The organism is Virgisporangium ochraceum (assembly GCF_016863655.1).
GTDB lineage: Bacteria > Actinomycetota > Actinomycetes > Mycobacteriales > Micromonosporaceae > Virgisporangium > Virgisporangium ochraceum.
This window is the reverse complement of record NZ_BOPH01000146.1, coordinates 1-13,682: the sequence shown is the minus strand read 5'-3', so window position 1 is coordinate 13,682 and position 13,682 is coordinate 1. Positions and strand designations below refer to the sequence as shown.

Sequence of the window (13,682 nt, the reverse complement as noted above, 5' to 3'; positions counted from 1 at the left end):
GGCCTGTCGCCGGGTGGGGCGACCGCGGAAAGACTACGCGCTCGGGGGGCTCCAACGCTCGGCACTCAGAATGGGCTCCAGTGCGGCCGCCAGAGCGACCGGGTCGTGACGGGTCGTGGCGCCGCGAACGGCGACCGGCGCGAGCACCAGTTCGGCACCCAGCGATTCTGCCGCACGACGCACCGGCTCGGGGGCGCCGATCGCGTTCCCGTCGGCAAGAACTACATCGACTCGCAGGCCCGGTAGGTAACGGGTGAGCGCCGCCAGGTGATCGGGCAGCGACAGCCCCGACGTCTCCTGCTCCACCGCGAGATTCAACGTGATCAGGCGCCGCGCCGCGCTGTGCGCGATCGCGTCGGCCAGTTCGGGGACCAGCAGGTGCGGGATCACGCTGGTGTACCAGGACCCGGGCCCGAAGATCAGCCAGTCGGCCGCCTTGGTGGCGGCGACCGCCTCCGCGCACGGCGCCGGCCTAGACGGGTTCAGCCGCAGGGTGCGCACGACCCCCTTCGCGACCGCGACGTTGTGCTGGCCGCGGACGGTGGTCTCCACCCCGTCGGCACCGCTGACGTCGGCCTCGATCCACACCGGGTCGCACGACATCGGCAGCACCCGGCCGGTCGCACCGACCATGGCGGCGACGTGGTCGATCGCCTGCACCGGGTCGCCGAGCAGCTCCATCAGTCCGCACAGCATCAGGTTCCCGACCGGATGACCGGTGAGCGGGTCGGACCCGGCGAACCGGTGCTGCAGCAGCGCCACGGTCTGTCCGGCGGCCGGGTCGTTCTCGTCGGCCAGGGCCGCCAGCGCCTGCCGGATGTCGCCGGGCGGCACGATTCCGCGGTCAGCGCGCAGGCGTCCACTCGAACCGCCGTCGTCGCCGACGGTGACGACGGCGGTGATATCGAGGTCTTCTCGCTTTTTCCGCTGCAACGCGCGGAGGGCCCGCAGCGACGCTGCGAGCCCGTGACCACCACCGAATGCGACGATCTTCGTCATTCACGCCCCAGATCGCGGTGCTGCGCCGTGGCGCTCAGCCGGACCTCGCGCAGGCGGCGCGCCAGTTCCTCCACGATGGCGACACTACGGTGTTTGCCGCCCGTACACCCAACGGCGACGGTGAGGTACCGCTTGCCCTCGCGTTCGAAGCCGGGCGCGGTGGCGTTGATGAGCCGGGCGTAGGTCTCGACGAAGCTGCGCGCACCGTGCTGACCCAGCACGTACTTGCTGACGTCCTCGTCGCGCCCGGTCAGCTCCTTGAGCTCCGGGACCCAGTACGGGTTGGGGAGGAAGCGCGCGTCGAGCACGAAGTCGGCGTCGGGCGGCAGGCCGTACTTGAAACCGAAGGACAGCGCGGTGACCTTCAACCGCCGCGCGTCCTCGCCCGCGAACATCTCCTCGACCCGGGAGCGAAGCTGATTCACGTTCAGGTGGGTGGTGTCGATCAGCACGTCGGCCTGCTCACGCGCGTCGAGCAGCAGGTCGCGCTCGGCGGCGATGCCGTCGGAGAGCCGTCCGTCGCCCTGCAGCGGGTGAGCCCGCCGCACGCTCTCGAACCGGCGGATCAGCGCCTTGTCCTCGGCGTCGACGAACACGATCCGCGGGTGGAAGCCCCGGTCGCGCAACGCCTTCACCGCACCGGTGAGGTCGGTGGAGAAGGCCCGGCTGCGCACGTCGAGGACCATGGCGGTCTTGCGCGCCGTGCCACCGGCCGCGTAGGCGAGCTCGGCCATCTCGATCAGCAACGTCTGCGGCAGGTTGTCGACCACGTAGTAGCCGACGTTCTCCAACGCACGGGCCACCGTGCTGCGGCCGCCACCGGACAGGCCGGTGACGATCACGAGATCGGTGTCGGCCCGGTCGGGTTCCGCCGTCGGCCCGGCCGGCTGGTCGACTGGCTGTTCCTGCTCGCTTACCAACGCCTCGCTGGTATCACTCACCACGCGACGATCCTAGGCGCCTTGTTTGACAGATCCGTTGCCGTTGGGAGTACTCCCACCTTCGGCGTTGAGAGCACCGAGGATCGCCTCCGCCGTCCGACGGCCGATACCCGGCACTTCCACGATCTCCTCGACGGTGGCCGCTTTGAGTCTTTTCAGCGAACCGAACTTCTTGAGCAGCGCCTTGCGCCGCACCTCGCCCAGCCCGGGCACCTCGTCGAGCGACGACGTGATCATCCGCTTGGAGCGCTTCTGCCGGTGGTAGGTGATCGCGAACCGGTGCGCCTCGTCGCGGACCCGTTGCAGCAGGTACAGCCCCTCCGACTGGCGCGGCAGGATCACCGGGAACTCCTCGGCCGGGAGCCACACCTCCTCGAGCCGCTTGGCGAGGCCGCACACCGCGACATCGGTGATGCCCATCCCGGAGAGCACCTGCCCGGCGGCGTTGACCTGCGGCGCACCGCCGTCGACCACCACCAGCTGGGGCGGGTAGACGAACTTGCGGGGCCGGCCGGTCTCCGGGTCGAGCGGCTGGGCGGTGGCGTCGGCGGTCTCGGTCTTGAACCGCGCGAACCGCCGCCTGAGGACCTCGGAGATCGCCGACACGTCGTCGGTGGCGCCGGTGATCGCGAACCGGCGGTACTCGCTCTTGCGGGGCAGGCCGTCTTCGAAGACGACCATGCTCGCCACCACGTCGGTGCCCTGGATCTGGCTCACGTCGTAGCACTCGACCCGCAGCGGCGCCGTCTCCAGCGCCAGCGCGTCGGCGATCTCGTCGAGCGCCTTGCTCCGGGCGGAGAGATCACCGGACCGGCGCAGCTTGTGCTGCACGAGCGCCTGCTCCGCGTTGCGCTTCACCGTTTCGGCGAGCGCCTTCTTGTCGCCGCGCTGCGGCACCCGGATCGTGACCCGGCTGCCCCGCCGCTGGGACAGCCAGTCGGCCAGCGCGTCGACGTCGGTGGGCAGCTCGGGTACCAGCAGCTCACGCGGGATGTCGGTCTCCCCGTTCTCGCCGCCGTAGACCTGGCTCGCGAAGTGGTGCACCAGGTCGCCGGGCGTGAGGTCCTCGGTCTTCTCGACCACCCAGCCGCGCTGGCCGCGCACCCGACCGTCGCGCACGGTGAACACCTGCACGGCCGCCTCGAGCGGATCGTCGGCGAACGCCACCACGTCGGCGTCGGTGCCGTCGCTGAAGACGATCGCCTGCTTCTCCATCGCCCGCCGGATCGCCGCGAGGTCGTCGCGGAGGCGGGCGGCCTTCTCGAACTCCAGCTCCTCGGAGGCCTCGTTCATCTCCTTGGTCAGCCGCTTGACCATGGTGTCGGTGCGGCCGGCCATGAAGTCGCAGAAGTCGAGGGCGATCTGACGGTGCTCGTCCTGCGTGACCCGGCCGACGCACGGCGCCGAGCACTTGCCGATGTACCCGAGCAGGCACGGCCGCCCGGAGATGCGGGCGCTCTTGAACACGCCCTTCGAGCACGTGCGGGCCGGGAAGATGCGCAGCAGCAGGTCGAGCGTCTCGCGGATCGCCCAGGCGTGGGAGTAGGGACCGAAGTACCGGACGCCCTTGCGCTTCTCGCCGCGCATCACCTGCAGCCGCGGGTACTCCTCGTCGAGCGTGACGGCGAGGTAGGGGTAGCTCTTGTCGTCGCGGTACCGGACGTTGAACCGCGGGTCGTACTCCTTGATCCAGGCGTACTCGAGCTGCAGCGCCTCGACCTCGGTGTTGACCGTGACCCAGTCGACCGCGGCCGCCGTGGTGACCATCTGCTGGGTACGCGGATGCATCGACCAGGTGTCGGCGAAGTAGGAGTTCAGCCGCTGGCGGAGGCTGCGCGCCTTACCGACGTAGATGACCCGCCCGGACGGATCGCGGAACCGGTAGACGCCGGGCTCTTCGGGAATCGAGCCTGTCGGCGGACGGTAGGTGGACGGGTCGGGCACGTGTTCGAGATTAGTCCGGGGGTACGTCAAAACGCGGCGGCGGGCTCCCGGAGGAACCCGCCACCGCGCGGATGCTCAGCTGAGGACGATCTGCCCGCCCTCGACCTTGACCGACTTGCTCTGCAACGGCTTGGTGGCCGGACCGCCGGTCGGCGTCCCATCGGAGATCTTGAACTTGCTGTCGTGGCAGGGGCAGACGATGAGACCGTTCTCCACCTTGGAGACCGCGCACCCCTGGTGGGTGCAGGTCGTCGAGAACGCCTTCACCTCACCGGCCGTCGGCTGCGTGACCACGACCTTCTCGGCCGCGAAGATCTTCCCACCGTTCACCGGGATGTCGGCGAGGGCGGCCAGCCCGGCCGCGGCACCACCGTTGGCGGTGGACGTGCCGGTCGGGGTCGCCTGATCGGCGGGCTGCCCCGCGGCGTCACCCGTGTCGGTGTCGGCGGTGTCGTCGCCGCACGCCGTCAGCGCAACTGTCGCCGATAGGCCAGCGGCGCCCGCGATCACGGTGCGTCGGGTCGTCTCGGTCATCTTCGCTCCTCACGGTGTTCCAATGTTCCGATCTCCAGTACATACGTTGTTGACTCAGCAAGTGTTCAGAAATGGAGATCACGAGTTGGTTACCGGACCCTGGTAGGAACCTGTGTAAACCGCCCCAGAAGACTCCACGGTCGACTACCAACGGTGTGGCTGCCGTGGAGATCAAGGCTGGTCGCCGAACCCCTATCGGCACGCTGCGAGAACCCTAAGCCCCGGTTAATACCCACGCCCTCCCGCCGCGCTCCCGCCGCCCTCCGCCGCCCTCCCGCCGCCCGTACCCCCGTCGATCTTGCAGTTGTGGCCCCTGACAAAGCCCCACGAACCGGGAGGAAAGGGTGGCCACAACTGCAAGATCGGCGCGGAATGGCGGGGCGAGCGGTGGGGAGGTGGCTGGGGGCGCGGGGCACCGGGGCGAGGTGGACCGGACGGGCCAGGGGCGGGCCGACGGGCGGGGCAGCCCTGACCAGGCGGCCCGGACTAGGCGGCCCTGACCAGGCGGGCGGGCGACGGACTGGGCGGGCCGACCCGAGCGGGCCAACCCGAGCGGGCCAACCCGACCCAGCAGACCCGACCCAGCAGACCCGACCCAGCAGGATCAGCCGGGCCGGGCCGGGTCAGCGGGGCCGGGTCAGCGGGGCCGGGTCAGCGGGGCCGGGTCAGCCGCGGGTGCGCTTGGCGGGGGCCTTCTTCGCGGCGGTCGACCTCGCCGTAGCCGTGGCCTTCGCCGCGCCCGTCGTCTTGGTGGCCGCCTTCGTGGGGGTCGTGGACTTGGCCGCACGCGTCGATGTCGCCACCCCGTTGGCCTTCGCGGGAGCCGCCTTCGCGGGGACGGCCTCTGCCGGGGAGGTCTTCGCCGGGGAGGTCTTCGCCGGGGAGGTCTTCGCGGGGACGGATTTGGCCGCCTTTGTAGCCGCCTTTGTGGCCGCCGTCGGGCTGCCGTTGGCACGCGCGGCAGTGCCGTTGGCTGCGGTGCCGTTGGCGCGCGCGGCCGTGCCGTTGGCTGCGGTGCCGTTGGCGCGGGTGCCGGTTGCCCGGCTGCCGTTGCCGGTCGAACCGCCGTTGCCGTTGGCCCGGCGGGCCCTGGCCGTGGCGGGGCCGCCGCCCGCTACCGGGGACTCGCCGAGGATCGGGCGGAGGAAGTCACCGGTGGCGCTCTCGGCTATGTTGGCGATCTCCTCGGGCGTGCCGATGCCGACGACCGTGCCGCCCTTGTGGCCGCCCTCGGGACCCATCTCGATGACCCAGTCGGCGGTCTTGATCACGTCGAGGTTGTGCTCGATGACGATCACCGTGTTGCCCTTGTCCACCAGGCTGTGCAGCACCGCCAGCAGCTTGCGGATGTCTTCGAAGTGCAGGCCGGTGGTGGGCTCGTCGAGCACGTAGATCGTGCGGCCGGTCGAGCGCTTCTGCAGCTCGGAGGCCAGCTTCACGCGCTGGGCCTCGCCACCGCTGAGGGTGGGCGCGGGCTGGCCCAGCCGCACGTACCCGAGGCCGACGTCGACCAGGGTCTTCAGGTGCCGGTGGATCGCGGGGATCGCCGTGAAGAACTGCTCGGCCTCCTCGATCGGCATGTCGAGGATCTCGGCGATCGTGCGGCCCTTGTAGTGGACCTCGAGCGTCTCGCGGTTGTACCGGGCGCCCTTGCAGACCTCGCAGGGCACATACACGTCCGGGAGGAAGTTCATCTCGATCTTGATCGTGCCGTCGCCGGCGCACGCCTCGCAGCGTCCACCCTTGACGTTGAACGAGAACCGGCCGGGACCGTAGCCGCGGACCTTGGCCTCGGTGGTCTCGGCGAACAGCTTGCGGACGTTGTCGAACACGCCGGTGTACGTGGCCGGGTTCGACCGCGGCGTGCGGCCGATCGGGGACTGGTCGACGCCGACCACCTTGTCGACCTGGTCGAGCCCGCTGACCCGCAGGTGCCGCCCGGGCACCAGCCGCGCGCCGTTGATCTGGTTCGCGAGCACCTGGTACAGGATGTCGTTGACCAGCGTCGACTTGCCGGAGCCGGACACGCCCGTGACCGCGACGAACTGCCCCAGCGGGAACGGCACCGTGAGGTTCTTCAGGTTGTGCTCGCGCGCGCCGTGCACGGTGATCTCGCGACCGGGGGTCGCCGGCCGGCGCACCTCGGGCGTGGCGATGCCCCGGCGGCCGCTGAGATACATGCCGGTCATCGACTTCTCGTTGGTGAGCAGCCCGTCGACCGGGCCGCTGTGCACGATCTCGCCACCGTGCTCGCCGGCGCCGGGGCCGATGTCGACCACCCAGTCGGCGGTGCGGATGGTGTCTTCGTCGTGCTCCACCACGATGAGCGTGTTGCCGAGCTTGCGCAGCCGCAGCAGGGTCTCGATGAGGCGGTGGTTGTCGCGCTGGTGCAGCCCGATGCTGGGCTCGTCGAGCACGTAGAGCACACCGACCAGGCCGGACCCGATCTGGGTGGCCAGCCGGATGCGCTGCGCCTCGCCGCCGGACAGCGTGCCGGCGGCCCGGTTCAGCGACAGGTAGTCGAGGCCGACGTCGACGAGGAACCGCAGGCGGGCGTTGATCTCCTTGAGCACCCGCTCGGCGATCAGCTTCTGGCGGGCGGTGAGCGTCATCGCACCGAGCAGGTCGGCGCACTCGCCCACCGACAGGGCGCACACCTCGGCGATGTTGCGGCCGTCGATGGTGACCGCGAGCACCTCGGGCTTGAGTCGCGTGCCGCCGCAGCGGGGGCACGGGACGTCGCGCATGTAGCCCTCGTACTTCTCGCGCGACCAGTCGCTGTCGGTGTCGTTGTGCCGCCGCTCGATCCACTGCACCACGCCCTCGAAGCCGGTGTAGTAGGACCGCTCGCGACCGTACTTGTTGCGGTAGCGGACGTGGACCTGGTCCTCCGCACCATGCATGATCGACTTCTGGGCACGGGACGACAGCGCGCGCCACGGGGTGTCGAGGCTGAAGCCCTCGTCGTTGCCGAGCGCCTCCAACAGCCGCAGGAAGTACTCGAGCGTGGTGCCGGTGGCCCACGGCGCGATCGCGCCCTCGCGCAGCGTGCGCTCCGGGTCGGGCACGATGAGCTCGGGGTCGACCTCCTTCTTCGTGCCGATACCGGTGCACTCGGGGCAGGCGCCGTACGGCGAGTTGAACGAGAACGACCGCGGCTCGAGGTCCTCGATCGCCAGCGGGTGGTCGTTGGGGCACGCCAGGTGCTCGGAGAACTTGCGCTCGCGGTCGGGGTCGTCCTCCGGGAGGTCGACGAAGTCGAGCACCACGATGCCGTTCGCCAGGCCCAGCGCCGACTCGATGGAGTCGGTGAGGCGCTGCTTGCCCGACGGCTTCACCGTGAGCCGGTCGACCACGACCTCGACGGTGTGCTTCTCCTGCTTCTTCAGCTTCGGCACGTCGGTGAGCGGGTGGACGACGCCGTCGACCCGGGCCCGGGCGTAGCCCTTGGACTGCAGGTCGGCGAACAGGTCGAGGTACTCGCCCTTGCGGCCGCGCACCACCGGCGCCAGCACCTGGAACCGGGTGCCCTCGGCCATCGCCAGCACCCGGTCGACGATCTGCTGCGGCGTCTGCCGCGAGATCGACTCGCCGCAGACCGGACAGTGCGGTTCACCCACCCGGGCGAACAGCAGACGGAGGTAGTCGTAGACCTCGGTGATCGTGCCGACCGTCGACCGGGGGTTACGGGAGGTGGACTTCTGGTCGATCGACACCGCCGGGGACAGGCCCTCGATGAAGTCGACGTCGGGCTTGTCCATCTGTCCGAGGAACTGCCGGGCGTACGACGACAGCGACTCGACGTACCGCCGCTGACCCTCCGCGAAGATCGTGTCGAACGCGAGGCTGGACTTGCCCGAGCCGGACAGCCCGGTGAACACGATCATCGCGTCGCGGGGCAGGTCAAGGCTGACGTCACGCAAGTTGTGCTCGCGCGCGCCCCGGATGATCAGTTGGTCGGCCACGTCACCCTCTGTAACTGGAGTTGAGGTCGGGTATCAGCGGGGCCACTGTAGCGAGGCCCTATGACAAAAACGCTGACCCAGCGAAATAGCTCGGCCCCGAACGGGTGTGCGAGCCCCCTCAACCAACCTTACGGTCTTGCGCGCCTCCTCTGCTCGCTGCGTCGGTGCCGGAACAGCTCCGCCTTCGTGACCCGCGCCTCACGCCGCCGCGTCGCGAAGGACAACTCACGTTTCAGCTTGCGCCAACTGGCCAACCGCCGCGGCGCCAGCGCCCCCGACTCCACCGCCGCCAGCACGGCACACCCCGGTTCGTGTTCGTGTGAACACCGTTTGAAGCGGCACTGTTCCGCCAACGCGGTGATGTCGTCGAACGCGCCGTCGAGCCCGTCGGCCGCGTCGAACAAGCCGATCTGGCGCAGACCGGGCGTGTCGAGCACCGCTCCCCCGCCGGGCACGCAGACGAGGGCCCGGAACGTGGTCGTGTGGCGCCCGCGGCCATCGGCGCGCTGCTCCTGCGTCCCCATGACGGTCGTGCCGACGATGGCATTGACCAGGCTCGACTTGCCCGCGCCCGACGGACCCAGCAGCCCCAACGTGCGGCCCGGCCGCACGTGGGGAGCCAGCAGGTCGAGCCCCGCGCCGGTTCGTGTACTCACGGTGATCACCGGAACGCCCGGCGCGGCCAGGCCCACCGACGCCGCGACCGCCGCCGGGTCACGCAGGAGGTCGGCCTTCGTGAGAATGATCAGAGGGGACGCGCCGCAGGCGTACGCCAACGCGAGCAGCCTTTCGACGCGGCCGAGGTCGGGATCGGGGTCGAGCGGCTCGACCACGGCCGCGGTATCGAGGTTCGCGGCGAGCACCTGCCCACCGGAGTCATTGGCGACGGTCGCGCGCACCACGGCCGTGCGGCGGGCCAGCACCGCCTCGATCGTGACGCGGTCGTCGGGCCACTCGCGGACCGCCACCCAGTCGCCGGCGCAGGGGAAAGCGGACGGGTCGGAGGCGGCCCGGTCGAGCACGGACCCGCCGAGGCTCGCCCGGACGGGACCATGGGCCGTCAACGCCGAACACACGCCACGGTCGACCCGGGTGACCCGGGCCGGGTATTGGTCGGGTCGGTTGAACGGTGAGTATGCGGCTTTGAAGCCGTCGTCCCAGCCAAGGGACGACAGGTCGACTCTCATCGGAGGTCCTTAGGGGAGGGAGGTCAGCGCCGGCTGGAGGCGGTGACCCCGTGACAGTTACGCATGTTGAAGCACCCTCCTCCCCCGGTGTTGCCAATGGCTGGCCAGCCCTGTTGCGACGACGTTAGGCACCGGGCGCCACCCTGCGAAACCGAATATCCGCTAGGTTCGAGGCGTGACCACCGATCCGCTGCTCCTCGCCGCCGAGGTGGCCCGGTCCGACGAGCGGCTGCTCGCCACCGCCCGCGAGCTCGATGTCGTTGCGCCGTCGCTCCTTCCCGGCTGGACGCGGGGCCACGTGCTCACCCACCTCGCCCGCAACGCCGACGGCTGCGTGAACCTGCTCACGTGGGCCCGCACCGGCGTCGAGACGCCGATGTACGCCTCCCCGGAGAGCCGCGAGGCCGACATCGGGGCCGGCGCCGGTCGCGCCCTCCCCGAGCAGCTCGAGGACCTGGAGCGGTCCGCCGCCCGTCTCGTCGAAGCCGTCGACGCGATGACGCCGGCCGCCTGGGGCGCGGAGGTCCGGCACCGCTCCGGCCGGACGATGACGCCGCAACAGGTGGTGTGGAGCCGCTGGTGCGAGCTCGAGGTGCACCACGTCGACCTCAACGCCAGCTACCGCCCCGCCGACTGGCCCGAGGCGTTCACCCTGCACCTGCTCCGCCAGGTCACCGCCGATCTGGCCGGCTGGAGCGGCGGGCTCACCGCGTCCGCCGACGATCTCGCCTTTGACACGACGATCGGCGCGGCGCCCGCGCCGATCACCGTCCGCGGGCCGGCGCGCGCCATTCTGGCGTGGTTGATCGGACGATCGACGGGTGACGCGCTGCGCACCGAACCCGCGGGCCAGCTCCCCGCGGTACCCACGTGGAAATGAGGAGGCTGACGTGACATACACCGGAGCGGTCACCCCCGGCGGACCCGCCGACGTTCGCGACCTCGCCGCCCTGACCATCACGAAGGTGTCGGTCGGCCCGATGGACAACAACGCCTATCTGTTGCGCTGCAAGCAGACCGGCGCCCAGCTGCTGATCGACGCCGCCAACGACGCGCCGACCCTGCTCGACCTGGTCGGCGACGCCGGACTGTCCACTGTGGTCACCACCCACCAGCACGGCGACCACTGGCAGGCCCTGCTCGCCGTCCTCAAGGCCACCGGCGCCACGTCGGTGTCCCACGCCGCCGACGCCGACGGCATCCCCGACGTCGACGAGACCGTCGCGGACGGCGACACGGTACGCGTGGGCGACGTGGCACTCGAGGTGATCCACCTGGTGGGTCACACGCCGGGCTCGATCTGTCTGCTGTACCGCGACCCGTCGGGCACGCCGCACCTGTTCACGGGCGACTCGCTGTTCCCCGGTGGGGTGGGGAACACGTTCGGCTCCAAGGAGAACTTCGCCTCCCTGATCGACGACGTCGAGCGGAAGGTGTTCGGGCAACTGCCGGACGAGACGTGGTTCTACCCGGGCCACGGCAAGGACTCGACGCTGGGCGCGGAGCGGCCGTCCCTCCCGGAATGGCGCGCCCGCGGCTGGTGACCGCACGGCCCGGACGGGCGTTGCGGGTGCGTCGCGGGTTCACCGGGACGTCGCCGGCAGTTCCGACCGGTAGACGTTCTCGTGGTGCCAGCGGAGGTATGCGGCGTGCGGCTTGCTCGCCCCGTCCGGGATCAGGAGGCGCTCGTCGAGAGGTGGGCGGCCGAAGACCGCACGCATCGCGGGGCTCTGGCCAACGGAGTGGAGAACATCCGGGGCGATGTGGATTCGCAGGCCACCGTTGACGGTCATGAGGCCGGTGTCGAACGCCACATCGTGGGTGGGGCACGCTGTCAGACCGTTGCGGACGTCGAGACGTTCCGTCGGGGTGCACACGCGCCACGGTTTGATGTGACTCGCGACCAGCATGCGCGGCGCTCTCTCCCCCGCCGACCGAACACTCAACCCGCAGAACACGCAGCGATGCCGGTGATTGTGCAAGACCTCGTGCGCGAACCGGTGCTGACCGATCCGGGCGGTTGCGACGAGCAGGCGCTCCGTGATCAGCTCGTCAAGGTCCGCGCGTTCCCGCAGCCACCGCTCGCTCGCGTCCTGTACGGCCGCCTCGACGTCGGACTCCGGTAGCTCCTCCTGCCCGAGCAGCAGCACCTCGGCGTCGCTGCCTTCGAGGTCGAGGAAGTCGGGCAGGTCGGCGGCCTGGATCCCGCTGTCACGTGCCGCTTGGAGGATGAGCCGATACCGCAGCGCGAGCTCGGCCGGCTCCCCGAGAAGGCGCGCCGCCACCTCCACCTCGTGCCGCGCGCCGTTACGGCGGCTGCCGTCGAGGTTCGCCATCTTCGCCAGAATGCTGCTGTTCCGGCGCCGGAACAGCACGGCGAGCGCGGGCACCGGCGCCGGCGCCAGGTGGCTGGTGCCGCCCCCGAACCTGCGGTGGTTCACCACGAGACTCGCGGCGAGGCAGAGCAACGTCTCGACGGGAGTGAAGTCGACCTGCCGCCCCTGCGTCACCAAAGTCCGCTCCAGGATGGACGACCACTGGGAGCGGGCGGCAGCCGGTGACAACTCCAGGTAGTCACGAGGCGTGAGCACGCGTCCAGTATTCAGCACACGGGCGGACGTGGGGATCCGACGGCACGCGGCGCGCCGGTGTCACGTCTCGCAGGCGACGCCGTCGTTGTCGCCGTCGAGTTCCGACCGGTAGCCGGGCTCGCCGCGGTACAGCGGGGCGGCACCCGCGGCCTTCGCCGCCGCGCAGTTCTTGTAATACACCGAACTCGGCGGCTTCGTGGTCGTCGTGCGGGTGGTAGGTGGGGCGGCCGGGCGGGTGGTGGTTGTGGTGGTTCTGGTCGCGGGTGGGCTCGTCGTCGCCGGGGCCGCGGTGGTCGGGTCGGCGACCGCGGGAGGGGTGGTCGTCGGTGGGGCGGCGGGGGTCGGGCTGCCGATGCTGGCGACCGGCTGCGGGGTGCCGGCCGGTTCCTCGTCGTCTTCGAGGGCGGCGCCGATGCCGATGCACAGGGCGAACAACGCGAAGATCGGCAACGAGATCCACAGAGCGAGATACTTCGACGGCGGCCGGCGTGGGGGTGGTGGCGGCGGCGGGTAAGTCACGACGGGACGGTAGACCCGCCGGACCCGCCCGCGTTGTCTTCCGCGGCGGGAATGTCCGAACGGCCAGCGTATTCAGGAACAGTGGTCACGCGCCCCTGGGCCCGGCGGCGGGTCCAGGGGCGCGGGTCGGGCGGTGGGTCCGGAGCGGCGATGCCGATCAGCCGAGGACGGCGACGAAGTTGTCTAGGTACAGCGGCCATCCGTCATCGGCGGCGACGCCGTTGCGCATGGCCTGCCAGCCGGGGCCGTGGCGGTCGAGGTGGCGGTGTTCGAGCTCGACCCGCGTGCGTCCCGGTGCCTCTTCCACGAACCTCACCTCGACCTCGCTGGTGTTCTCCGGCTCGGTCTCGATCTGCCACTCGGGATCGATGTCCCAGCTGAACACCACCCGGTTCGGAGGTTCGTACACGAGGACGCGCGCCCACCGGCACTCGCTGCCGTCCTCGCCCCGGTCGACGATGTGACCGCCGACCTTCGGCTCGAACACGGTCTCCACCACGGGGGACGCGAGGAGGGTGTGCTCGCGTGGCTTGAAGTCCCCGAACCGCTTGGTAAACGCGTCGAACGCCGCCTCCACCGGCACCTGCACGACCACCTGCCGGCGTATCACCGTGTCCGCTGTCATCGGTCCTCCCGAGGCTCGTTCTCGACGGCCTTGACATAGCCGTCGAGCGCGCGGTTCCAGAACGTCTCCAGCTGGTCCCGCAACGCGGCCACCCCGGCGGGGTTGAGCCGGTAGACGCGCCGCGTGCCGGCGGCCCGGTCGGAGACCAGCCCCGCCTCCTTGAGCACCTTCAGATGCTGCGACACCGCGGGCCGGCTGATCGGCAACGCCTCGGCGAGCTCGCCGACGGCGCGTGGCCGGTCGGCGAGGCACTCGACGATCGCGCGCCTGGTGGGGTCACCGAGCAGGTCCCACGCGTCGCCCGCTTGGTAAGTTGCCACGAACGGTAAGTTACGGCTTACCGATGCCCCAGGTCAAGATCTGGAGTCAAGATACGG

At 70.5% G+C, this 13,682-nt stretch carries 11 protein-coding genes and 1 pseudogene; 2 read left to right on the top strand and 10 right to left on the bottom strand.

Annotated elements, in window-relative coordinates:
* Window positions 1-33 precede the first annotated feature (33 nt).
* From Voc01_RS49205 to rsgA, 6 genes and pseudogenes are all read right to left on the bottom strand, one after another.
* On the bottom strand, window positions 34-999 hold the full coding sequence (locus Voc01_RS49205) for a gluconeogenesis factor YvcK family protein (RefSeq protein WP_203934712.1): 966 nt from the start codon (window positions 997-999) through the stop codon (window positions 34-36).
* On the bottom strand, window positions 996-1,919 hold the full coding sequence (rapZ, locus tag Voc01_RS49200) for an RNase adapter RapZ (protein WP_203934767.1): 924 nt from the start codon (window positions 1,917-1,919) through the stop codon (window positions 996-998). The genes Voc01_RS49205 and rapZ overlap by 4 nt, the downstream gene beginning before the upstream one ends.
* Before the next feature lie 33 nt (window positions 1,920-1,952).
* The gene (gene uvrC / locus Voc01_RS49195) at window positions 1,953-3,884 is read right to left on the bottom strand and encodes an excinuclease ABC subunit UvrC (RefSeq protein ID WP_203934711.1); all 1,932 of its coding nucleotides are present in this window, start codon (window positions 3,882-3,884) and stop codon (window positions 1,953-1,955) included.
* Window positions 3,885-3,959: 75 nt separating this feature from the next.
* Window positions 3,960-4,418, bottom strand: coding sequence for a Rieske (2Fe-2S) protein (locus Voc01_RS49190; RefSeq protein ID WP_203934710.1), 459 nt, complete (start codon window positions 4,416-4,418; stop codon window positions 3,960-3,962).
* 1,037 nt (window positions 4,419-5,455) lie between these two features.
* Window positions 5,456-8,383, bottom strand: a pseudogene (gene uvrA / locus Voc01_RS49185) (excinuclease ABC subunit UvrA); the annotation flags it as partial.
* 128 nt (window positions 8,384-8,511) lie between these two features.
* On the bottom strand, window positions 8,512-9,570 hold the full coding sequence (rsgA, locus tag Voc01_RS49180; RefSeq protein WP_203934709.1) for a ribosome small subunit-dependent GTPase A: 1,059 nt from the start codon (window positions 9,568-9,570) through the stop codon (window positions 8,512-8,514).
* Between the two features lie 175 nt (window positions 9,571-9,745).
* Here rsgA and Voc01_RS49175 point away from each other — a divergent pair, with 175 nt between their 5' ends.
* Together Voc01_RS49175 and Voc01_RS49170 are read left to right on the top strand one after the other, a co-directional pair.
* A complete protein-coding gene (locus Voc01_RS49175) occupies window positions 9,746-10,450 on the top strand; it encodes a maleylpyruvate isomerase family mycothiol-dependent enzyme (RefSeq protein ID WP_203934708.1) in 705 nt (234 codons plus the stop codon).
* A 10-nt stretch (window positions 10,451-10,460) separates the two neighbouring features.
* Complete coding sequence (locus Voc01_RS49170) at window positions 10,461-11,114, top strand: MBL fold metallo-hydrolase (RefSeq protein WP_203934707.1); 654 nt, start codon at window positions 10,461-10,463, stop codon at window positions 11,112-11,114.
* Between the two features lie 39 nt (window positions 11,115-11,153).
* Here Voc01_RS49170 and Voc01_RS49165 read toward each other — a convergent pair whose 3' ends face one another.
* The 4 genes from Voc01_RS49165 to Voc01_RS49150 form a co-directional block, all read right to left on the bottom strand.
* Window positions 11,154-12,161 carry an HNH endonuclease gene (locus Voc01_RS49165; RefSeq protein WP_203934706.1) on the bottom strand — a complete coding sequence of 336 codons (1,008 nt, stop codon included), beginning with the start codon at window positions 12,159-12,161 and terminating at the stop codon, window positions 11,154-11,156.
* A gap of 60 nt (window positions 12,162-12,221) precedes the next feature.
* A complete protein-coding gene (locus Voc01_RS49160; RefSeq protein WP_203934705.1) occupies window positions 12,222-12,680 on the bottom strand; it encodes an excalibur calcium-binding domain-containing protein in 459 nt (152 codons plus the stop codon).
* Window positions 12,681-12,837: 157 nt separating this feature from the next.
* On the bottom strand, window positions 12,838-13,305 hold the full coding sequence (locus Voc01_RS49155; protein WP_203934704.1) for an SRPBCC family protein: 468 nt from the start codon (window positions 13,303-13,305) through the stop codon (window positions 12,838-12,840).
* Entirely contained in the window at window positions 13,302-13,625 is a 324-nt protein-coding gene (locus Voc01_RS49150) for an ArsR/SmtB family transcription factor (protein WP_203934703.1), read from the bottom strand. The genes Voc01_RS49155 and Voc01_RS49150 overlap by 4 nt, the downstream gene beginning before the upstream one ends.
* Window positions 13,626-13,682 lie beyond the last annotated feature (57 nt).

Coding starts and splice junctions, on each gene's coding strand:
- Voc01_RS49205 (WP_203934712.1), bottom strand. CDS start 999: ATGACGAAGATCGTCGCATTCGGTGGTGGTCACGGGCTCGCAGCGTCG.
- Voc01_RS49190 (WP_203934710.1), bottom strand. CDS start 4,418: ATGACCGAGACGACCCGACGCACCGTGATCGCGGGCGCCGCTGGCCTA.
- rsgA (WP_203934709.1), bottom strand. CDS start 9,570: ATGAGAGTCGACCTGTCGTCCCTTGGCTGGGACGACGGCTTCAAAGCC.
- Voc01_RS49155 (WP_203934704.1), bottom strand. CDS start 13,305: ATGACAGCGGACACGGTGATACGCCGGCAGGTGGTCGTGCAGGTGCCG.